At 59.8% G+C, this 22,798-nt stretch carries 11 protein-coding genes; 5 read left to right on the top strand and 6 right to left on the bottom strand.

What is annotated here, in order from left to right:
* Position 1: 1 nt before the first annotated feature.
* Complete coding sequence (locus tag ACQZ5F_RS23030) at positions 2-739, bottom strand: helix-turn-helix transcriptional regulator (RefSeq protein ID WP_080841831.1); 738 nt, start codon at positions 737-739, stop codon at positions 2-4.
* Positions 740-1,076: 337 nt separating this feature from the next.
* Between ACQZ5F_RS23030 and ACQZ5F_RS23025 the strand changes: the two genes are divergently transcribed.
* The gene (locus ACQZ5F_RS23025) at positions 1,077-2,840 is read left to right on the top strand and encodes a glucan ABC transporter ATP-binding protein/ permease (RefSeq protein WP_080841830.1); all 1,764 of its coding nucleotides are present in this window, start codon (positions 1,077-1,079) and stop codon (positions 2,838-2,840) included.
* 718 nt (positions 2,841-3,558) lie between these two features.
* On the opposite strand, the gene ACQZ5F_RS23020 is transcribed toward ACQZ5F_RS23025, so the two are convergent.
* Positions 3,559-12,054, bottom strand: coding sequence for a GH36-type glycosyl hydrolase domain-containing protein (locus ACQZ5F_RS23020; RefSeq protein ID WP_448731095.1), 8,496 nt, complete (start codon positions 12,052-12,054; stop codon positions 3,559-3,561).
* A gap of 574 nt (positions 12,055-12,628) precedes the next feature.
* Between ACQZ5F_RS23020 and ACQZ5F_RS23015 the strand changes: the two genes are divergently transcribed.
* Positions 12,629-13,807, top strand: a complete 1,179-nt coding sequence (locus ACQZ5F_RS23015; protein WP_448731094.1) for a M20 aminoacylase family protein — start codon at positions 12,629-12,631, stop codon at positions 13,805-13,807.
* A 448-nt stretch (positions 13,808-14,255) separates the two neighbouring features.
* Positions 14,256-15,359 carry an NAD(P)/FAD-dependent oxidoreductase gene (locus tag ACQZ5F_RS23010; protein ID WP_225338231.1) on the top strand — a complete coding sequence of 368 codons (1,104 nt, stop codon included), beginning with the start codon at positions 14,256-14,258 and terminating at the stop codon, positions 15,357-15,359.
* A 15-nt stretch (positions 15,360-15,374) separates the two neighbouring features.
* Here the strand turns inward: ACQZ5F_RS23010 and ACQZ5F_RS23005 are convergent, their stop codons facing one another.
* The 4 genes from ACQZ5F_RS23005 to denD all read right to left on the bottom strand — a co-directional run bounded on the left by ACQZ5F_RS23005 (position 15,375) and on the right by denD (position 20,153).
* Positions 15,375-16,349, bottom strand: a complete 975-nt coding sequence (locus ACQZ5F_RS23005) for a threonine ammonia-lyase (protein ID WP_052818705.1) — start codon at positions 16,347-16,349, stop codon at positions 15,375-15,377.
* Between the two features lie 124 nt (positions 16,350-16,473).
* Positions 16,474-18,258, bottom strand: coding sequence for an IlvD/Edd family dehydratase (locus tag ACQZ5F_RS23000; RefSeq protein WP_046799620.1), 1,785 nt, complete (start codon positions 18,256-18,258; stop codon positions 16,474-16,476).
* Positions 18,259-18,267: 9 nt separating this feature from the next.
* Complete coding sequence (locus tag ACQZ5F_RS22995) at positions 18,268-19,170, bottom strand: NAD(P)-dependent oxidoreductase (RefSeq protein ID WP_263647196.1); 903 nt, start codon at positions 19,168-19,170, stop codon at positions 18,268-18,270.
* Positions 19,167-20,153 (bottom strand): D-erythronate dehydrogenase, encoded by a 987-nt coding sequence (gene denD / locus ACQZ5F_RS22990; RefSeq protein WP_046799622.1) that lies wholly within the window; start codon positions 20,151-20,153, stop codon positions 19,167-19,169. Before denD ends, ACQZ5F_RS22995 begins: the two co-directional genes overlap by 4 nt.
* A 217-nt stretch (positions 20,154-20,370) precedes the next feature.
* Between denD and ACQZ5F_RS22985 the strand changes: the two genes are divergently transcribed.
* Both ACQZ5F_RS22985 and ACQZ5F_RS22980 read left to right on the top strand, forming a co-directional pair.
* Complete coding sequence (locus ACQZ5F_RS22985; RefSeq protein ID WP_225338230.1) at positions 20,371-21,816, top strand: FAD-binding oxidoreductase; 1,446 nt, start codon at positions 20,371-20,373, stop codon at positions 21,814-21,816.
* Between the two features lie 116 nt (positions 21,817-21,932).
* Entirely contained in the window at positions 21,933-22,649 is a 717-nt protein-coding gene (locus tag ACQZ5F_RS22980; RefSeq protein ID WP_052818829.1) for a FadR/GntR family transcriptional regulator, read from the top strand.
* Positions 22,650-22,798 lie beyond the last annotated feature (149 nt).

Genomic DNA, 22,798 nt, shown 5'->3' with positions numbered 1-22,798 from the left:
GTTAGCTCAACAGGCCATGACGAAAAGCAAGTGCTACGGTATGCTGCCGGTTCTTGGCGCTGAAACGGCGCTGGATTCCGTTGATATACCAATCGACCGTATGGTTGGAGATCGATAGCTGGCGTCCAATTTCCGTCGAGGTCATGCCATCCGCCATCAGCGTCAGCACTTCCATTTCACGCCTCGTCAACTCCAGAGCGGAAACGTCAGGGGCATTACTGAGACCATGTGCCTGACCGGAAAGATCAAGCAGGCGCCAGAACACTGCGCGTGTCGCCGCATCAAGCAGTTCGACCTGCAGTGACGGCAATTGCCGGTCCTGGCCGCCAATGAAGACCGCGCCGATAAACCCCGCGCGGCCGTGCACCGGAAAGGCGTAACCACCCTGCAGACCATAACGGCCGGCATCGTGAAAAAAGACGCTCGCCCTTTTTCGGTGCATCGCACGCGGCAATCCTTCCAGCGCTTCTTTCCATTGAAATGGCTTGTGCACCATGCCGATCACCTTGCGGACGGGATCGACGAGATTGTATTTTTTGGCCCTATAGACCTCGAGCCAGCCGTCAGGCAGATGTTGTGCGAGAACCTGACCGGTGGAGGCGATCTCACCCGTCATCCGCCTGCTGATGAGGAAATATTCGAAACCATATTCGCGAATGAGCGTGGCAAATTCGGTGCGAACGCGATCGGCGTTTCCCGCCTGGTAACACGCAGAGATGAAATGAAGAATATCGTGCATAAAGACACAGGGTCCGGAGCTTGACTTAAAAGGGATGGCACGAAGGACATGGTCCCGCGATGACGTCATGTTACTCGGGCGCCGGTCGGTTCAGATTGAACATATCGTCGTTAGCAATCCCTGAAACGAAGATGCGAAATCTTGTGACAGCGTCCCAGAAACATCGGGTTCGGTTTTTTTCGGTTCGCACGCGCGGTCAATTTGTTAAGCCGCCATTCAGACAGAAAGAGCGATAATTACACAAATTTCGCCGTCTCATGCAACCTTGCTAAAGTAGCATGGCGTTGAGGCCGAACAATTAACCGCTCGAAAAAGACGCTCGGACTGGATTGAAAATTTGACCTTGTTTCAGGTTTACACACGCGCTCTGCGCTATCTGACCGTTCATAAATGGCGGGTGACGGTGGTCGTCATCGCCAACGTCATTCTTGCAGCGATCACCATCGCCGAACCGGTGCTGTTCGGCCGGATCATCGACGCCATTTCCTCCGGCACCAATGTTACTCCTATCCTCATTTTGTGGGCGGGCTTCGGCGTCTTCAACACCGTCGCTTACGTCGCGGTCGCCCGCGAGGCCGACCGGCTGGCGCATGGCCGGCGTGCGACATTGCTGACGGAAGCCTTCGGTCGCATCATTTCGATGCCGCTTTCCTGGCACCATCTGCGCGGCACGTCCAACGCCCTGCATACCCTGCTGCGCGCCAGCGAGACGCTCTTTGGCCTCTGGCTGGAATTCATGCGCACCCATCTGGCCACCTTCGTGGCGCTGGTGCTGCTCATCCCGACAGCCATGGCAATGGACCTGCGCCTCAGCTTCGTGCTGATTGGCCTCGGCATCGTCTACTGGTTCATCGGCAAATGGGTGATGGGCCGCACCAAGGATGGCCAGGCTTCGGTCGAAGAGCATTATCACAGCGTTTTTGCCCATGTCAGCGATTCCATCAGCAACGTATCGGTGCTGCACAGCTACAACCGCATCGAAGCTGAAACGAAAGCGCTGAAATCCTTCACCGAAAAACTGCTGAGCGCCCAATATCCTGTTCTCGACTGGTGGGCTTTCGCCAGCGCGCTCAATCGCACGGCCTCCACCGTTTCGATGATGATCATTCTCGTCATCGGTACAGTGCTGGTGAAGAACGGCGAACTGCGCGTCGGCGACGTTATCGCCTTCATCGGTTTTGCCAATCTCCTGATCGGCAGGCTGGACCAGATGCGCCAGTTCGTAACGCAGATTTTCGAAGCCCGCGCCAAGCTTGAAGATTTCTTCGTGCTGGAAGATTCCGTCAAGGAACGGGAAGAACCGGGCGACGCCCGCGAATTGTCGAATGTCTCCGGCACCGTGGAGTTCCGCAACATCAATTTCGGTTTTGCCAACACCAAGCAGGGCGTTCACGACGTCTCGTTTACGGCCAAAGCCGGAGAAACCATCGCCATCGTGGGGCCAACCGGCGCCGGCAAGACCACGCTCATCAACCTGTTGCAGCGCGTCTATGATCCGGATTCCGGCCAGATCCTGATCGATGGAACCGATATTTCGACGGTAACGAAGAACTCGCTCCGCAACTCCATCGCGACCGTGTTCCAGGATGCCGGTCTGCTCAACCGTTCTATCCGCGAAAACATTCGTCTCGGTCGCGAATCGGCAACCGATGCGGAGGTGGTGGAAGCGGCGGCAGCAGCTGCGGCAACGGATTTCATCGACAGCCGTATTACCGGCTACCTGACGCAGGTCGGCGAACGCGGTAACCGCCTGTCCGGCGGTGAACGCCAGCGCATCGCCATCGCCCGCGCCATCCTGAAGAATGCCCCCATTCTGGTTCTCGACGAGGCGACCAGCGCGCTGGACGTGGAAACGGAAGCCCGCGTGAAGGCCGCCGTGGATGCGCTGAGAAAGAACCGCACGACCTTCATCATCGCCCACCGCCTTTCCACGGTTCGCGACGCCGATCTCGTGCTGTTCCTCGATCAGGGTCGCATCATCGAAAAGGGTACTTTCGATGAGCTGAGCCAGCGCGGCGGACGCTTCACCTCTCTGCTGCGCACCAGTGGCCTGCTGACGGAAGACGAAGGCCAGCCCCGGCCAAAGGCCATAGCGTCCTGACGCTCTGGCGAACGGAATACGGAAAGGGCGGACAACTTGTTGTCCGCCCTTTTTCTTTGTTCGCTTCCCGACGGCCGTGTCAGATCACAGGTCAGGCTATGGGAGAACTCCGGCTAAAGAACTTGCCAGCCAGAAATCGATCTGCCCGAATGGGAGGACATTTCCCAGAAAGGCAACGATACCTGCTGCAAGATTGGTCAGGAAAACTCCGAGCACCACGCCAAGCGTTATTCCGACACTGGTCTTCCGTGGGTAGCGCGCCAACCAGCAGGACAACACCAAGGAAAGAATGGTGAGCAATACCAACAGTGCAGATTCTGTGAAGGATGTGCTCGATTGCAAGGTAATTCCCTTTCCGATCTACCGAAAAATATTGCGAAACTTGCAGCGCCCCTTCCATATCCCTGCCAGCGATCCGTGAAAGCGACCATAGATGACAGATTCCTGCCGTCGCCCAACTTCGGAATGGATCGCTCGCAGCAGCTGCTTCTGCCCGGGGCGGTTGACGGCTGCCGGACAACCCGGCCCGCATATCAAGGCTTTCGTGGATAATCTCATCCCGGTGCCGCCGTTTTCAGCCCGTGGCTACCAAGGAGACTGGGCTTCCGGATTATGATGCGGCCAATATGCTGAACCAGAGGCAAGTAGACCCTAAAAAATTCAGGCCCCTGCGTCACCACAGGAGCCTGACTTTAAAGCGAACAGAGACCTGATCGTCTCAGTCGAAGGGGATCACCCGATCACCTGCCGGGAGAGCCTTGCCATCGACGGATACGGAAACTTCCGCCGTGCCGGCCTTACGATCAACGGCGATGTTCCTTGCCTTCCCGTCGAGCGTGATCTTCACCGAGAAACCGCTCCAGTCTTCCGGTAGCGACGGCGAAATATGCAGCTTGCCGTCAGTGCGGGTGATACCGAGAATACCCTCGACCGCAGCACGGTAAAGCCAGCCGGCGGAACCCGTATACCAGCTCCAGCCGCCACGACCCGCATAAGCGCCCTCACCGTAAACATCGGCGGTCACCACATAGGGCTCGACCCGATAGGTTTCCGACGCCGCCGCATCGAGCGCATGATTGACGGGGTTGAGCAGCTTGAAGCAGTTCCAGGCCTCCTGCGCCCTACCCTGCTTCGCAAGGGCAAGAACCACCCAGGTCGCCGCATGGGTATATTGCCCGCCGTTTTCGCGTACACCCGGCGGATATCCCTTGATGTAGCCCGGATCATGTGGCGCACGAGAGAAGGGCGGCGTGAACAGCCGGATGATGCCGGTCTTTTCATCGACCAGATGCTCCATCACGGCATCCATTGCCTGCCGCGACCGACCTTCCTCGCCCTCACCGGAGAGAACGCTCCAGCTCTGGCCGAGCGAATCGATCCGGCATTCCTCGCTGCTGGCAGAACCGAGCGGTGTGCCGTCATCGAAATAACCACGCCGATAATAGCTGCCGTCCCAACCCGCCGTTTCGAGAACATTGCGCAGCTTTTCACGGTGCGCCGCCCACTTGCCGACACGATCTGTATCCCCACGCTTTTCGGCGATCTCGATGAAATCGCGCAAAGCACCGGCCAAGAACCAGCCGAGCCAGACGCTGGTGCCCTTGCCGCCAACGCCGACACGGTTCATGCCGTCGTTCCAGTCACCGCCGAGGATCAGCGGCAGACCGTTTTCACCGGTGCGATGAATGGCGAGATCAAGCGCCAGCGCCGCATGTTCGTAAAGCGTGACGGACCTGTCGCTCGTCTCCGGCTGGAAGAAAGCGTCATGCTGGCCGGGCATCAATGCCGGGCCTTTCAGGAAGGGAATGCTTTCATCGAGGATGGCGGCATCGCCCGTGGCCGAGACATACTGGTTGATCGCATAAGCCAGCCAGACGACGTCGTCCGAAATGGTTGTGCGGACACCTGCACCCGTCAGCGGCAACCACCAGTGCTGCACATCGCCTTCCGGGAACTGGCGGCCGGCCGCACGCAGGATCTGCTTGCGGGCGAGATCCGGCTGGTAGAGCAGGAAGGCCAGCGTATCCTGAAGCTGGTCGCGGAAACCGAAGGCGCCGCTCGACTGGTAAAAGGCGGTGCGCGCCAGAATGCGGCACGCCAGCGCCTGATAGGGCAGCCAGTTGTTGACCATGTGGTTGAAGCCGGCATCGGGCGTGGAAACCTGCAACTGGCCGGTAAAGCCAGTCCAGAACGCCTTGCTCTCGTCCAGCACCGTCTGGAAGTCGGCCTGGCGTGCATCTTTCACCAGCGCTTCGGCCTCTTCCGCATTGTCGGCATCGCCGAGAATGAAGGTCATATGCCGTTCTTCGCCGGGCTTCAGGTGGATTTCCTGCATCAGCGCGGCACAGGGATCGCCATCAACTTCGGTGCTGCCGCTGAGTGCGGCGCCGGACACGATGCCCTGCGGCGCCTGCGCGGAACCGAAGCGACCGATGAATTCCCGGCGGCTGGTGGTGAAACCGCTCGCCTCGGTGTCGAGCGTCAGGAAGGACGTGCGGGCGCTATAGTCGATGCTGTAAGGGTTCGACGCGAAAATCGCGTTGCTGGCAGCATCGTGCCTGCTCAGAATGAACGGCGCGGATTTCTGGCCGTTATTGCCAAGCACCCACTCCACATAGGCATAGACCTTCAGGCGGCGGCTTTTCGAGCCCTTGTTGCGAACGATGACCTGCGAGAACTTGACCGGTTTTTCGCGATCAACGGTCTGTGTCAGCTCGACTTCGAGCGTATCCGCTACACCGGTCAGCACGGAATATCCGAGACCATGGCGGGTTTCGAACATGGCTTCGGGATCGCGCGAAAGCGCGGCGCAGGGCGTATAGAGCTTTCCTGTCTCCACATCGGCGACATAGAAGGCCTCACCCGGCCGGTTGATGACCGGATCGTTGCTCCATGGCGTTAGCTGATAGTCGCGCGAATTGCGGCTCCAGCTGAAACCGGCGCCTTCGGCCGAAATATGGAAGCCGAAACTCTCGTTCGAGACGACGTTGATCCACGGATGCGGCGTCGACTGCCCGCCATTGAGGCGCACGACATATTCCTGGCCGCCCTTGGCGAAGCCGCCGAAACCGTTCCAGAAATCGAGATCGCCCGCATCCTCGACCGGCTCCGCGACGGGGAAGGCCGGCACAGGCAGACGCGCCTGCGCAGCGTCACTCGTACCGTCAGGGCCGCGATGGGCCGCAAACAGCGATACAGCGCGGTTGATCTGATCAACAATCTTGCCGTTACGCACGTGAAGAACAACGCGGGAGGCGGCGAGAAGCGCGCTCCAGGTCTCTTCGTCCATCAGGTCGCGACGCACGGAGAAGACGTGCGGACGACCGCCGTCCGCAGGATTGATGCGGCGCTGCGCCTCGGAAATATGATCCAGCGCATGCTGCATATCCTGGGCATAGGACGCAGCCCGCTCATTGACGATGACCAGATCGAAGATCACGCCGCGTGAACGCAGATATTCATGGGCGCTCAGCGCCTCACGGGCGATATCCATGTCCATATCGTCATTGATACGCAGGCTGAAGATCGGGAAATCGCCGGAAATGGCAAGCGGCCACAGGGCGCGCTGCGAGGCGAGACCCGTTTTCAGCGTTTCCGAATCCGCACGCAGATGCATGTCCGGATAGGTCAGATAACGACCGAGATGCTGGAAGGCGGCCGCCTGCTGCGAGGTGACGCCCACATGGCGCATCTGGACCTGCGTACGTGTCCAGGCATGCACGAGTTCATGCGCGAAAGCATCCGGATGACGGTAGCGGTCGATCGCCTTGTCGACTTCCTCGCGGCTCGGCGCGGCAATCGTCCAGAAGATCACACTCACCTTCTTGCCCGCCGGCACACGCACGGTGCGGCGCAGCGACAGGATAGGATCAAGAGTGAAACCATCCGTGCTGGAAAGCGTCGCACCCATATCGAAAGCCGCCGCTTCCCGCAGGGACCGGCCGCGACCGATGAACTTGGCGCGATCCGTCTCGAATTCCGTCGGGCGCGATGGGCCGGCATTGTCGGCGGCCAGATGCGCGATGACGGTGCCCGGCTCGTTCGGGCTGCGGCGGTTGCGCCAGGCGCGGATGACGTCACCGCGTCGACCGATCTCCGTCTGCACGAACATGCGCGAGAACAGCGGATGGGCGTTGTCATCATCTTCAGACGCGATGACCGGCTCCATATAGGAGGTCACTTCAATGTAGCGATCCTCGGAACCGACGTTCAGCAGGGTGATACGGCGGCCTTCGGCATCATGCTCGGTGGCGACGATGCACTCAACCACGCTCTGCAGATCGCCTGTTGTCTTGTGGAACTCGGCCTTGTCGTCGGTGAAAATCGTCTTGGTCTTTTCGCCTTCGACGACGCGCGGCTCGGCCGTCGCACTCCACCATTGTCCATTGGTGGTGTCGCGCAGGAAGATGAAGGTGCCCCAGCGATCTTCTGTCGGGTCGGCCTTCCAGCGGGAAATCGCCTGCCCATTCCATTTCGAATAACCCGCACCCGTGGAGGTGAGCATCGTCGAATAATGGCCGTTCGAGAGGAACACCACTTCGCGGTCGCGCACCGCAGGATCGGCGATGGAGCGCACTTCCGCACGCAACAGGTCGGCCTGTTCCTTGCCGGGTGTTTCCGGCTCGTATTTGGCGCTCATAACAGGCACTTCGCGCGGTGCCTTTTCCTGCAGCAGCAGTTCGGCGGCCTCGATCACCGGATCGGAGTGGAACAATTCACGCAGCACGCCATCAAAGGCGACGTTGGCGACAGCCGCAATCGACATGCCGTGGTGGTGGGCATAATAGTTGTAGACCACCGCGCAGACCTTGCCGTCAGGCACACGCGTCGGTGTGAAGTCCACCGCATCGTGGAAACCGTATTGGCCAAGCGCGCCAAGCTTGCGCAGCTTGTCGAGGTTTTCGAGCGCGCCGTCAGGATCATACTGGCTGGCGAGGATCGACGCATAGGGCGCAATCACCGCATTCTGGCCAAGGCCACGCTTGAGGCCAAGGGTCGGCACACCGAAATTGGTGTACTGATAATTCATGTTGTGATCGCGGGCGTTGAACGCCGCTTCGGAAATGCCCCATGGCGTGCCAAGGCGACGACCGTGGTTCATCTGTTCCTTGACGATCAGATTGTTGGTCTGGTTGAGAATGCCACCCTGACGCTCCTGCATGACGAGCGGCGGCATCAGATATTCGAACATCGAGCCGGACCAGGAGACCAGCGCACCCTGCGCGCCAATCGGCACGACCTGGCGGCCGAGACGGTACCAGTGCTCGGTCGGCAGATCGCCCTTGGCGATGGCGAACAGGCTGGTCAGGCGGCATTCGGAAGCCAGAAGGTCGTAGCAGGCCTCATCCAGCTCCTTGCTTTCGACGCGATAACCGATCGACAGAAGACGGCGATCCTTACGATAGAGGAACGTGAAGTCCATCGAGAAGGCAAGGTTGCGGCTGCGGTCGCGCAGCGATGCGAGGCGCTGGCGCAGCGGCTCCATATTGGTGAGGTCAATGGCGCTGTCGGAAATATGCGCTTCGCAGCAATCGACGAGCAATTGCGCCCAGCGTGTCACTTCCGCGCTTTGTGCGGATTTCACCTCGTGATCGACATTGGTAGCGAGTTTCTGGATATCGCGCGCAAGAACCGCGAGATTGATGACGCGGATCGAGGCGAATTCATGCTCGCGCTTGACGGAGGCGAGAGCGTTCGAGAAGCCGATGATGCGCTCTTCAAGACGGCGATGCAGCGGTCGCAGGTTCTTGCGGTCATCGGGCAGCGCCTTCAGCGTTTCGCGCAGAATGCCGGCAAGATCGCCGATACCGTCCAGATTGCCCTGAAGATGTGCGGACGGCGCCTCCGCCCATTGGCGGCAGGCGGACGAAACCGCGATCAGGTGACCGGCAAGGTTGCCGCTATCCACCGCCGAAACATAGCGCGGTCCAAGCGTCTGCAGGGTGTCGGTATGATACCAGTTGTAGAGATGGCCGCGATGCTTCTCCATCTTTTCGACGGTCTGGATCGTATTCTCGATCCGCTCCAGCGTATCGGCGAAGCTGATCCAGCCGAACTGACGCGCCGAAATAATCGAAAGCAGATAAACACCAATATTGGTGGGCGATGTGCGCGAAGCGACGATCGGCTCCGGTGTTTCCTGGAAGTTATCAGGCGGCAGGTGGTTTTCCTGCGGCGTCACGAAGGCTTCGTAATAACGCCATGTGCGACGCGCGATCTTGCGAAGCTCGAAGGAGACGTGCTCCGAAACGAACAGCCGGTCTTCGGTTTCAGCCGACTGGCTGACATACCAGGCGACTGCCGGAGACAGCACCCAGAGAAGCGTGAAGGGAATGCCGATCAGGAAGGCGTTGTCGCCCGGCAGCGCCGCAAACAGCAGGCCGAGCATCGCCACCACGGGCGCATGCCACATCTGTCGATAATAATCGACGATGCTGCCCTGGGCACTCGACTGCATGCTGGCGGCGGTACGCCATTCCAGCATCAGCTTGTGGCTGACAAGCAGACGGTAAAGCGAGCGGGCAATCGCATCCGTCATCATGCAGGCGGCATCGGCGATGAAGACTATGCGCAGCGCAACCTGCGCATTGGTCGCGCGAATTTCCGACCAGATGGTATGAAAATGCGCCTGCGGCACAATATCGGTAGAGCGCGGCACGAGGCCGGACAGCAGGGAAAGCGTAGGCGCCACGAACAGCGAGAAGATCAGCAGGATCTGCCAGATCAGCGCACCGAGCGGGTCCATGAAATACCAGCCGAGGATCGACGCGAAGAACCAGGCGATCGGGGTCAGCGAGCGACGCAGGTTATCGACCATCTTCCAGCGGCCGATGGCGGTAACGCCACGGGCACGGTCAAGGATGAAGGGAAGCAGCTGCCAGTCGCCACGCGCCCAGCGATGCTGGCGCGAGACTTCCACCTCATAGCGGGTCGGGAAGTCCTCCACCAGCTCCACGTCGGTCACCAATGCGCAGCGCGCGAAGGAGCCTTCGAGCAGATCGTGGCTGAGGATGGAGTTTTCCTCGATCCGGCCCTTCAGCGCCGCCTCGAAGGCATCCACATCATAAAGACCCTTGCCAGTGAAGGTGCCTTCGGAGGTCAGGTCCTGATAGACGTCGGAAACGGTGAAGACGTAAGGGTCGATACCGCGGTTGATAGAGAAGACGCGCTGGAAAACGGAGGCGTCCTTGCCGGTGGTGAGCGAGGGTGTAACGCGCGGCTGCAGCAGGCCGTAACCTTCGACAACCCGTCCGGATACCGGATCGATCACCGGACGGTTGATCGGGTGATGCATCTTGCCGACGAGCTTGGTCACCGCATCGCGCATCAGGCGCGTATCGGCATCCAGCGTCATGACGTATTTCACGCCCTCCGGCACGACATTGGCGCCGCCCAGGAATGTCGTATCCTTGTCGCCGCGCAGCAGCATGTTCAATTCATGCAGCTTGCCGCGCTTGCGCTCCCAGCCCATCCAGCAGCCTTCGGCCGAATTGTAGATGCGGCGGCGGTGCAGCAGGTAAAAGCGCGTCTTGCCGTCAAAGGCATAACGGCTGTTCAGCGCCGCAAGCTCGCGCTTGGCATAGTCGAGGATTTCGAGATCCTCATCGGATTGCTCATATTGCGCATCGCGCCAGTCGCTGACGAGCGAGAAATAAATCTCGCCATGCGGATTGGCGAGATAGTGCACCTCGATATTGCGCATCATCTCGTCGACGCTGTCGCGGCTGGTGAGCATGCAGGGCACGGCGACGAGCGTGCGGGCATCCTGCGGAATGCCGTTCTTAAACTCGTATCCGACCAGCCGGAACGGCTTCACGAAGAAGGTGACGAGCGTGTTGAAGAGACCGGTCGCCCCTTCGGAGGCCGGCAATGCGAACATCAGCAGGAAGGCAGTGACGACATACCAGGGCATGCCCGCTTCCGCGAGGAACCAGCCGACCGCCAGCATGGCAATCGCAGTGATCAGAAGCACCGGCGCGGCGATTGCCAGCCAGTTGAACTTGCGCATCGAGCGGACGATATGCTGCGACACCAGCGGCCGGTAACCCAGTGCCTTTTCAAGCTCGAACCGGCGCTGGCCGACAAGCACGGAGCCGACATTGACGCGATGATTTTCATCCGCACCGGCAGGCATATCGGAGCGCGCCATTTCGACGGCGGCGCGCGCAACCTCAACTTCGGTCTTGGGAGAACGGCGAGCCAGAAGCTCGATCGTGTTGCGATAGGTGTTGCGGGAACCGAAATCGAGAACTTCGTAATCGGTCTCCTCGCGCAGAACCTTGTCGATATGGCTGACTTCCTCGAACCACACCGACCATTCGGTATCGTCGATTTCGCGCAGGCTCTTGACGATATTGCCCATCGTCACATTGCCGGAGGCGAGACGATTATGTTCCGACATCATGACGTTTTCGGCATCGGTGCCGGCGGCATGCAGGCGCTCTTCCAGCCACGCAACCGCAAAACCGGAGGTCTGCGAGCCGTTGCGGAGACGATAAAGGAACTGCGTCGCGAAAGTCGGATCATCGACCAGCGAATCGACCTGCTTGAGCAGCACAGCCGACGCTTCTGCATCATTCAGCCGGATGATTTCATCGACGACCTCATTCGCCTTCTGGCGCATACGGCGCGAACGCTCGACGCGGATGGAGATACGGCGCAGATTTTCGATGAGGACAAAACGAATGATGGAAGGCAGCGCCCACAATTCGCCGATCTGCAGCGTCTTGGAGGTCTGGTAGCCATCCACCAGCGCCGTCATGTTCTCGCGCGAAACCGTGCTGTGGGTATGGGCGACATAAAGCCAGCCGAGCGCCATGACTCGCGGGATCGTCACCCCGCCCACCGTCATCGTCGGTAGCTGGCGATAGAACTTGCGCGGAAAATCGCGACGCACTTCCTGGATTGCTTCTTCGATGACGTAGTGATTGTCGAGCAGCCATTCCGCCGCTGGCGTAATCGTCGCACCATTCTCCGCATCGACGGCCGTCGTGCGGTAGACCCTGAGGATTTCCTTCTCGTTCTCACGATGACGCTCGAAGAAATCGAATTCCATGAAGCCAGGAAGACCATCGGCACCATCGCGGGAAAGCGCGGCGCCCGCATCATGCAGTTCCTCAATCGTCATATAGGACGCGCGGATCGAATCATTGTGATCAATCTGCTTCGTCTCGGAATCACGGGCGGCGGCGGTCGGGGTGATATGAAATGACATCGGGCTCGTATTCTGAACTTAAGGGATACTTGTTCGACTTGACCGGCATTCGTCCGTGGCGGAAGCACACACGAAAATCAGGCCACGCTATATTTATGACTTATCCTGAACCTTCGGTGAACCGGACCGGCCGTCGGGCGGATCGTATCATCCGATGAAGGATATCCGTCGTTGCCACATCGGGTGGCACAATTTTTCCGAAATATTTGCAAGGCGAGTGATCAGTGCGAACAGGGGATTTCCGGCGACAGGAAAATCTCATCCCACGGCCCGGCAGAGCCGTTCCGACCGGATTTCGCACACTCCTCAACGGCGAAAATTGTTCGCGCAACGCCCGATAGTCCCCCGTTGACAACCTGAAAGGCAACACGAAACCGAGAAGGCCCGCGCCACATCCGAAAGGAGCTAATGCCCCAGGACGTCAATAGTTCCATGCCACCTGTCGCGGCACGATGCAAGCGCTGAATTTCAGGGCATTTCGGGTGCCGGAACGCCTCTTACGCGCGGAGACATATGCTGCTATGTCCTTGCTAAAAGGCGCCGGAAAAAAGCGGCGTAAACCGGGACTTCGAAAATGACCAGACAGACCGCCAACGCCACCTCCTTTGCCAACCACATGCCGGATGTGGTGGCGATCCGCCATCACCTGCACCGCCATCCCGAAATCGGCCTTTCCGAATTCAAGACGTCGGATTTCATTGCCGAGAAGCTGGTGGAAATGGGTTATGAGGTGACACGGGGGCTTGCCGGCACCGGCATCGTCGCGACGCTTCGCAATGGCGACAGCACCCGCACGCTCGGCATTCGTGCCGATATCGACGCCCTGCCGATCCACGAGGAGACCGGGGCGGCATATGCCAGTGCCAATCAGGGCGTTATGCATGCCTGCGGTCATGACGGCCACACCGCCATGCTCCTGGGTGCGGCAAGGATCATTGCCGAACGCCGGAATTTCGATGGAACGCTGCATCTTATCTTCCAGCCGGCAGAAGAGAATTTCGGCGGCGCCCGCATCATGATCGAGGACGGCCTGTTTGACCGCTTCCCCTGCGATGCGGTTTTTGCCCTGCATAACGATCCCGGCGTGCCTTTCGGGCAATTCGTGCTGCGCGACGGACCGATCCTTGCCGCCGTCGATGAGTGCAAGATCACCGTCAACGGTTATGGCGGCCACGGCGCCGAACCGCAGGATGCCGCCGACCCCATCGTTGCCGGTGCGAGCATCATCATGGCGCTGCAAACGGTCGTGTCCCGCAACATCCATCCGCAACTGTCGGCCGTCGTCACCGTGGGCGCGTTCCATGCCGGTGTTGCCAGCAACGTCATTCCCGAAACGGCGGAGATGCTGCTCACCATCCGCTCCTTCGATGCGGGCGTGCGCGATGAACTGGAAAAGCGCATTCGGGCGATAGCCGAAGGCCAGGCCGCAAGCTATGGCATGAGCGTCACCATCGAGTACGAGCGCGGCTATAACGCAACCATCAACCACAAGGCGGAGACGGACTATGTCGCCGATCTCGCTCGCCGTTTTGCCGGCGCTGAAAAAGTGGCCGAGATGCAGCGCCCCTCGATGGGCGCGGAGGATTTTGCTTATATGCTGGAAAAACGGCCGGGCTGTTATTTCTTCCTTGGCACTGCGCGCACCGACAACGACCCACCGCTGCACCACCCGAAATTCGACTTCAACGACGACATCCTGCCGATCGGAACTGCCTTCTGGGTCGATCTGGCCGAGGATTATCTGAAGGCGTGAATGCGCATGAAAAAGGCCGATCGGAGGAGCGACCGGCCTTTTGTTCTCAAATACCCTGATGGAAAAGACGGGAGGATCAGGGAACGAGACCGAATATGACGGCGGCGACAAACGCCACACACACGCCGACAAGAGCCGCATGCACCGAATCTCTCCAGTTGCGTGGTGACTGGGGCTGCGAGACAAAGTCTTTTACTTTTCCTGCTTTGGAATAAGACATCGTGCGCTCCCTTCCCTGTCTGGCCCGTCGAACGGGTAGTGGTTAATCTCACCCACAGAATAGCTTCATCCCCTACCGTTCCAGTAGAGATAAAATTCCATAAGAAGCGCCAATTGGGAAAAATAGGGGTCGCCACTTGCCTCCCGACAAGCATCAATCTACCCATCGCGGAATATTGGCGCGGCGCGGCGGCGTTCGTTCAAATGGACTATCTGCGGACAGGGAGACATGATGGATATCGACGCCATCATCATCGGGGCAGGAGTAATCGGGCTGGCGGCGGCCCGTGAACTGTCGATGCGCGGCCTCTCTGTCATCATCCTGGAGAGCGAAAAGGAATTCGGCTCCGCGACCTCTTCCCGCAACAGCGAGGTCATTCACGCCGGGCTTTATTATCCGGCCGGAAGCCTCAAGGCCCGGCTCTGCGTGGAGGGCAAGGCGCGGCTCTATGCCTTCTGCCAGAGCCACGGTGTTTCGCATCGCCGCTGCGGCAAAATTATCGCGGCGGCCGATGACGCTGAAATGACCCTGCTGGCCGGGCTCAAGCACAAGGGTGAGGCCAACGGCTGCGACGACCTGGAGCTGATCGATGAACGGCAGGCGCTTTCGCTTGAGCCCGCTCTTGCCTGCAGGGCAGCCCTGCTCTCACCTTCGACCGGCATCATCGACAGCCACGGCTATATGCTGGCCTTGCTCGGTGAGGCGGAAGACCATGGCGCCGCCCTTGCCTTGAACGCACCTTTCGAAAGGGCGCAGACAATCAGCGGGGGGTTCCGTGTTGATGTCGGCGGCAAGGAGCCGATGAGCATGACATGCCGCCTGCTCATCAATTCCGCCGGCCTCATCGCGCCGATGGTGGCAAAAAAAATCGTGGGCCTGCCGGCACAAGTGATCCCTCAGGCGCGCTTCGCCAAAGGCAGCTATTTTTCGTTGAAAGGCAAGTCGCCGTTTTCGCGGCTCATCTATCCCGCACCGCACACCCACGGCCTCGGCGTGCACCTCACGCTCGATCTCGCCGGTCAGGCTCGGTTCGGCCCTGACGTGGAATGGGTCGAAACCATCGATTACGCCGTCAATCCCCGCCGCATGGAGGGTTTCGGCGATGCTATACGACGTTATTGGCCGGGCCTTCCGGACGATGCCTTGATCCCAGCCTATTCCGGCATCCGGCCAAAGATTTCCGGACCCGACGAACCCGCCATGGATTTTCGCATCGACGGGCCGGAAACCCACGGACTTGCCGGCCTCGTCAATCTTTTTGGCATAGAAAGCCCCGGCCTGACCGCCTCACTGGCGATTGCCGCAGACATTGCGGCACGGCTCAGGGATTAATCTCAGACTGCCGCCTCAGCCAAAGCGAGCCAGCGCATCCGCCATGATTCCGGGATCCACATTGCCGCCGGACGCAACCGCAATCACTGTTTCACTCTCCAGTTCACCACCATGGAAAAGCGCCGCGGCAAGGGCGACCGCGCCGCCGGGCTCAACAACGACCTTCAGCCGGTTGAAGGCGAGGACCGTGGCCCGCAGCGCTTCCTCATCGGTCACGGCAATGCCTTTTCCGCAAAGCCCGGCCATGATCGGGAAGGTGATGTTGCCGGGTTGCGGCGTAACGATCGCGTCGCAGATCGAACCCGAGGCCGTTGCATTACGCTCTATCTTACCCGCGGCAAGGGAGCGCGCCACGTCGTCGAACCGCTCCGGTTCTGAAGTCCTGACCTTGTAGTTCGGTGCTTTCGCGGCAAGCGCGAGCGAGATGCCCGAGGTGAGACCGCCTCCACCGCAGGGCACCAGAACCTCTGCCGCACCGATCCCCAGCTCCGCGCCCTGTTCAGCGATCTCCAGCCCCACCGTGCCCTGCCCGGCAATGACGAGCGGTTCGTCGTAAGGTCTGATCAGTGTCAGCCCACGGTCGCGCGACAGTCGGTCGCCGATGGCGTCTCGATCCTCGTTGGCCCGATCATAAAGCACCACCTCCGCACCATAGGCGCGTGTATTGTCGATTTTGATCTTCGGCGCGTCGGAGGGCATGATGATGACGGCGGGAACGCCATGCAGGCGGGCGGCAAGCGCCACGCCCTGCGCGTGGTTACCCGAAGAAAAAGCGAGCACGCCCTTAGCGCGCACCTCGGCAGGCAGACCGGAGACGGCTGACCAGCCGCCGCGAAACTTGAAGGAACCTGTCCTTTGCAGGCACTCGGCCTTCACAAACAGTTTTCGGCCCGCAATCTCATCCAGAAACGGTGATGACAGCAGCGGTGTCCGCACCGCCTGGTTGCCGATGCGCTGACGCGCCGCCTCGATCATCGAAATATCTGTCACGCCCTGCTCCTGTGATGCGGATTTGCAGGTACATTAGGAGGTCACAATCAATTGTGAAACCGCCCGGAAAAGAAAAATCCCCGGTCGTGGCCGGGGATTTTCATCATGTCTGTTCATTGCCGAATTAGTGATTGTGCCGGGGCATCTTCTCGGCAATCCTTCGGAAATCCGCAGCCCCATCCAGAACCGCGCCATCCGAAAGCTGTGTCACCGATTGACGGTAGATGCGCTGCCAGGGCGTCGCATCAGCCGGCACCGCCGGGATGCCATCAGCCTTGCGCGCTTCAAGCTCAGCCTCCGGCACCAGCGCGTTGCATGCCCCTTCATTAAAGTCGATACGGATCACGTCGCCGGTGCGAAGCCAGGCGAGCCCGCCACCGGCTGCACTTTCCGGCGAGGCATTGAGGATCGACGGGCTGTCCGCCGTTCCCGATTGCCGGCCGTCGCCGATTGTCGGCAGGCTGGTGATGCCTTTTTTTAACAGCGCATCCGGCGGCTGCATGTTGACGACCTCAGCCGAACCCGGCCAGCCGAGCGGCCCTGCGCCGCGAATGACAAGAATGGTGCGTTCGTCAATACCGAGGGATGGATCGTTGATGCGGGCGTGATAGTCCTCAGAACCATCGAACACCACGCATTTTCCCTCGAAAATCCCCTCGCGGCCCGGTTCGCTCAAATAGCGCTGCCGGAATTCCGCCGAGATCACGCTTGTCTTCATGATGGCGAAATCGAAGAGATTGCCCTTGAGAACGAGGAAACCGGCCCGTTCCTTCAGCGGCTTATCGTAAGGCAGGATCACGTCGCGGTCGGTCGATTCCCGACCTTCCAGATTTTCCGCCATGGTTTTGCCGGTTACGGTCGGACAGCTTCCGTCGAGCTTGCCCGCCTTGAGAAGCTCCCACATGATGGCGGGCGTGCCGCCGGCACGGTGATATTTCTCACCCAGCCATTTACCGGCCGGCTGGACATTGGCGATAAGCGGAATGTCGTAGCCGTGGACCTGCCAGTCCTCCTCGCGCAGCTCAACACCCGCATGTTTCGCCATTGCCGCCAGATGCGGCTGGGCATTGGTGGAACCGCCAATTGCCGAATTGACGCGGATCGCGTTCAAAAATGCCTCGCGGGTCATGATGTCGGAAGGTTTTATGTTCTCGACAACCAGCTCGACGGCGCGGCGGCCAGTGCGATAAGCCATCTGGCCGCGTTCACGGTAAGCGGCGGGAATCGCACCGCAGCCAGTCAGCGACATGCCGAGCGCCTCCGCCATGGCGTTCATGGTGGAAGCGGTGCCCATGGTGTTGCAATGGCCCACGGAAGGAGCGGATTCGAGCGCCGCCTGCAAAAACTCCTCACGGGTGATTTCGCCCGCACCATATTTGCGGCGCATGCGCCAGATGACAGTGCCGGAACCAACCAGATCGCCGTCATGATATCCGTCAAGCATCGGCCCGCCGGAAAGCACAATGGCCGGGATATCGACCGTGCTTGCCGCCATCAGTGCCGAAGGCGTGGTCTTGTCGCAGCCCGTGGTCAGAACGACGCCATCGAGCGGATAACCGTAAAGCACTTCCACAAGGCTGAGATAGGCAAGATTGCGGTCAAGCGCCGCCGTCGGGCGCTTGCAGTTTTCGAACATCGGGTGCGTCGGAAACTCGATGGGGATGCCACCCGCGTCGCGGATGCCATCGCGCACCCGCTTGACGAGTTCCACATGGACGCGGTTGCAAGGCGTCAGATCACTGCCGCTCTGGGCGATGCCGATGACCGGCTTGCCGGAACGCAACTCTTCCGGCGTCACGCCGTAATTCATGAAGCGCTCCAGATAGAGTGCCGTCATGTCGAGATGGTCAGGGTTGTCGAACCAATCCTGGGACCTCAGGCGGCGCATGGGTGTCTTGTCGTCGCTCATGAGATCGCTTCAGCCCTGTTCGCGGTTGTTGAGTTTTTCGAGGTAAAGCAGGATACCGCTATGGTCGATATCGGCTCCGCCATCACCCACGAAGTCATCGAATTCCCGCGTCACCTGCTGGGTCAGCGGCAACGTCAACGACATATCCTTCGCCATCGCCAGCACGCCGTTCAGGTCCTTGAGCTGAAACTTGGATGGACCACCCGGCACGAAATTGCGCTTCACCATGCGCTCGCCATGCAGCTCCAGAATCCGGCTTTCGGCAAAACCGCCGCGTATGGCATTGCGAAAACCTTCCCGGGATGCGCCGCCCGCTTCCACTAGCATCATCGCCTCGGCAACCGCGCCGATCGTAATGGCGACGATCTGCTGGTTGGCGAGTTTGCAGAGCTGGCCCGCGCCTGAGGGACCGACATAGGTCAGCCTGCCCATCGGCGCAAAGACATCTGCAAGACCCGAGATCAGCGCCTCGTCGCCACCCGCCATGATCGCGAGTGTGCCAGCAGTTGCCCCCGGCACACCGCCGGAGACCGGGGCATCGATGTGATGAATGCCGAGCGCCTCAAGCCGGGAGGAGTGTTCGCGCGCAATCGGCGGCGCAATCGAGCTGCTGTCGATCACGACAGCTCCCTTTTTCAGCGCATCGGCCACGCCGGCCTCGAACAGCACCTCGCCCACAGCCTTGCCGTCGCTCAGCATTGTGATGACGATATCGGCACCCTTGGCGGCCTCCGCCGGCGATGCCGCGAGAACCGCGCCATCGGCAACAAGAGCCTCCGCCTTATCCGCGCTACGGTTCCAGACCGTGACCGAAAAGCCGGCACCCAACAGACGCCGCGCCATCGGCCCACCCATCAGGCCCGTGCCGATAAAGGCAATCGATCGCTTTTTCTCCTCCCCACTGATCCTCATTTCAGTGAACCTCCCAGTTCGTCTTCGATATGAACCTGAATGATTTCTTCGAAGGAGCTTTCAGCCGTAAAGCCCAGTTCGCGAGCGCGCTTGGCTTCGAAACCGGGTGCCCAGCCTTCGCACATGCGCATGATCATCTCATTCGGCTCGCGACGGATGAGGGCGACGGCCTTTTCGCCAGCCACCTTGCGCAGCGCTTCAATCTGCTCACCAACGGTGGCGCTGAGGCCGGGCATCGACAGGTTGCGGCGCGGACCGACTTTTTCGACGTCGATCGTCGCACCATGAATGAGGAAACCGACGGCGGAACGCGGCGAAGCATGCCAGTGGCGAATGCTTTCCGGCACTGGCAGAACCGCTTCCTGGCCGACCAGCGGCTCGCGCAGGATATTCGAGAAGAAGCCGGAGGCCGCCGCATTCGGCTTGCCCGGACGAATGCAGATAGTCGGCAGACGGATGCCGATACCATCGAAGAAACCGCGACGGCTGTAATCGGACAGCAGCAGCTCGCAGATTGCCTTCTGCGTGCCATAGCTTGTCAGCGGCGTGGTGTGGAATTCATCCGGGATCGGATAGGGAAGCGGCGCGCCGAAGACGGCAATCGACGAGGTGAAAACCACGCGCGGCTTGTAACCATCCTTACCGTTAGCAATGCGGATGGCGTCGAAGAGATAACGGGTGCCGTCGAGATTGATACGGTAGCCCTTGTCAAAATCGAGTTCCGCTTCACCAGACACGATGGCGGCGAGATGGAAGATGGCATCCGGACGGGCGTCCACCAGCTTTTCAGCTTCACCCGGGGCGGAGAGATCAGCTGCGCGCGCATCGACAGCACCGGAAAAACCGGCAGGCGCTTCGGGCTGGAACACGTCGATAAGCGTGAATTTCTCGATCGGCTTGCCACCGAGCGATCCATCTTTCACGAGACGCTGCGTCAGCTTGCGGCCAACCATGCCTGCGGCGCCGATGATTGCGATATGCATGTCTTCCTCCTCTGTGTCCCGGTCATTCTCCCGAGACCGAAAAAACATCATCGGCCGATGGACCGATAAATTAGCTTGTAAGGTTGTCTGATAACCTTATATGATCCGATTGAAAATAGTATTTTTTCACAAACTAACAAAAGCAAGGGTGCCGGCAAATGCAAGGCCACAAACCCTTGCCCTCATATTTTAGGGCGGATTGGACGGAGAGGGTGGAATGACGATCGTGAGTGAACACGATATCGAGGAATTGCGGTTCTCGCTGAAGAACAGGCTTGGTGAAGCCCTGCTGCTGACATCGCAGGAAGACATGCTGCGCTATTGCCGTGACTGGCACGGTGATGTCACCAGTTCGGCCGTGGCCGTCATCCGCCCTCGTTCTACGCAGGAAGTGTCCGACACGGTGCGCGCCTGCGCCGAACTCGGCCTCGCCATCATCCCCCAGGGCGGCAACACCGGCTTGGTGCTCGGCGGCATTCCCGATGCCCCGAAACATCAGGTCGTGCTGAGCATGGAGCGCATGAACGCCATCCGCGCCATCGACAGCGACGATTTTTCCGCTGTCGTTGAAGCCGGCTGCATTCTCTCGGAATTCAAGGATGCGGTGGAGGACAAGGGCATGTTCTTCCCGCTGTCCCTCGGCGCACAGGGCAGCTGCCGCATCGGTGGCAACGTCTCAACCAATGCCGGCGGTATCAATGTCCTGCGTTACGGCATGACCCGCGAGCTGGTTCTGGGGCTCGAAGTGGTCCTCCCGGATGGCACCATCTGGAACGGCCTGTCCACGCTGCGCAAGGACAATCGCGGCATTGATTTAAAGCAGCTTTTTATCGGCGCGGAAGGAACGCTCGGCATCGTCACCGCCGTTGCCGTCAAGCTTTACCCCAATCCTGAACATGTCGAGACTGCGCTGCTCGGCCTCAATTCGCTTGACGATGCCATCAAGCTTTATCGCCGCGCTCGCCGCGAATGCTGCGACCTGATGTCCGCCTTCGAATTCATGCCGCCGGTGGCTTTCACACTTGCGATCGAGGCAATCCCCGACCTCAAGATGCCGATCGCCGGCGATTACCCGGCCTATGTGCTGATGGAAATTTCCGGCTCCGGTCTGGTGGATACTGCCGATCTGATGGGCCGTTTCCTCGAGGGCGTCATGGAAGACGGACTGGTGCTGGACGGCGTCATCGCCTCCTCTCGCGCACAGGCGCAGTCGTTGTGGCTCTTCCGTGAGGGCATGAATGAAGGCCAGGCACTGCGCGGCAGCCATATGCGCACCGATATCTCGGTGCCGCTTTCGAAACTTTCGGCTTTCGTGGCCGAGGCGGAAGCGGAACTGGCGGAAAAGCTGCCGGAATGCCTCGCGGTTTCCTACGGCCATGTCGGCGATGGCAACGTCCATCTCAACGTGCTTCCGCCAGACGGTGCCACACCGGAGGAGCGTGATGCGTTCATCTACAAGTCCAAGACACTCGTCAACGAGGTCCTCGACCGCTACGTCGGCAGCATCAGCGCCGAGCACGGCATAGGCCGCCTGAAACGCTCCGATTTCGAAAGCCGGCTATCTGATGTGCAGCGCCGGATGATCACCGGCCTGAAAAACGCCTTCGACCCCGATTTACGGATGAATCCCGGTTGCCAGATAAGCCTGCAACCGGATAGCTAATCGAGGAATGGCGAGGGCGGCCGCATACGCCGCCTTTGAAAACCCCGCTCGTGGCGAAGGAGGAAGTCGCTGCCGTGGGAAAACGAACCAATCGTTTCTATGGAACGGGAGCAACCATGACGCTGGAGTTCAATCAGATACATCGCAACGACCATCTGCCCGGCCGGATCGCCGCAGAGATCGCACGCGAGATCAATGATTCGAAACTCGGGCCGGGAGACAGGCTGCCGACGGAACATGTGCTTGCAAAAACCTTCGGCGTCAGCCGCTCGGTCATCCGCGAGGCAATCGCGCAATTGCGCAACGAAGGCTTCGTTGAAACGCGGCAGGGCGTCGGCGCATTCGTCACCGATCCTCGGCAAAGACTGTCCATCCGCATCGAGCGCTCCCGCCTGAACGACCCGGAAAATTTCCGCGATCTCTTCCAGCTTCGTATGCCGCTGGAAATCGAGGCAGCGGGTCTGGCAGCGCTGCACCGCAGCCCGCAGCAGCTGACGCGGCTCGCTGCAGCGTTGGAAAAGATGAAGACTGCCGACGACTGGTCGACGGAGGGCGTGGCGGCCGATCTCGACTTCCACCGCATTCTGGCGGAAGCGACGCAGAACGAATATTTCCTGATGTTCCTCGGCTTCATTGCCGAACGCATCAGCTCGGCGATCAACATTGCTTTCTCACGCGCGGTTTTCGGAGAAATTCTCGAAGTGACAATCGCCGAACATGTGGCAATCTACGAGGCAGTCGAAAGCGCAGACGCGACTGCGGCCAAGAATGCGATGCGCAGGCATCTGATCGGCGCAGCAAGCCGGGTCAACCTCGAACTGGATATATTCTGAGGATAATAAGGCCTCAACCGCAAAGCTATAGGACAGGTTTTACGGCTTTCCGGTATTCCAGGGGCGAAAGACGATAATTTTGTCTTCTGGACCGCTAGACTCGTCAGAAAAGTCATACTAAGAAGAATAAGATTAGGTTGTCAGACATC

The organism is Agrobacterium sp. 22-210-1 (genome assembly GCF_053522525.1).
The sequence above is the reverse complement of the archived record's forward strand: the minus strand, read 5'-3'. Positions and strand labels throughout refer to the sequence as shown.

Coding starts and splice junctions, on each gene's coding strand:
- ACQZ5F_RS22985 (WP_225338230.1), top strand. CDS start 20,371: ATGACGATCGTGAGTGAACACGATATCGAGGAATTGCGGTTCTCGCTG.
- ACQZ5F_RS23000 (WP_046799620.1), bottom strand. CDS start 18,258: ATGAGCGACGACAAGACACCCATGCGCCGCCTGAGGTCCCAGGATTGG.
- ACQZ5F_RS23030 (WP_080841831.1), bottom strand. CDS start 739: ATGCACGATATTCTTCATTTCATCTCTGCGTGTTACCAGGCGGGAAAC.
- ACQZ5F_RS23020 (WP_448731095.1), bottom strand. CDS start 12,054: ATGTCATTTCATATCACCCCGACCGCCGCCGCCCGTGATTCCGAGACG.
- ACQZ5F_RS23015 (WP_448731094.1), top strand. CDS start 12,629: ATGACCAGACAGACCGCCAACGCCACCTCCTTTGCCAACCACATGCCG.
- ACQZ5F_RS23010 (WP_225338231.1), top strand. CDS start 14,256: ATGATGGATATCGACGCCATCATCATCGGGGCAGGAGTAATCGGGCTG.
- ACQZ5F_RS22995 (WP_263647196.1), bottom strand. CDS start 19,170: ATGAGGATCAGTGGGGAGGAGAAAAAGCGATCGATTGCCTTTATCGGC.
- denD (WP_046799622.1), bottom strand. CDS start 20,153: ATGCATATCGCAATCATCGGCGCCGCAGGCATGGTTGGCCGCAAGCTG.
- ACQZ5F_RS22980 (WP_052818829.1), top strand. CDS start 21,933: ATGACGCTGGAGTTCAATCAGATACATCGCAACGACCATCTGCCCGGC.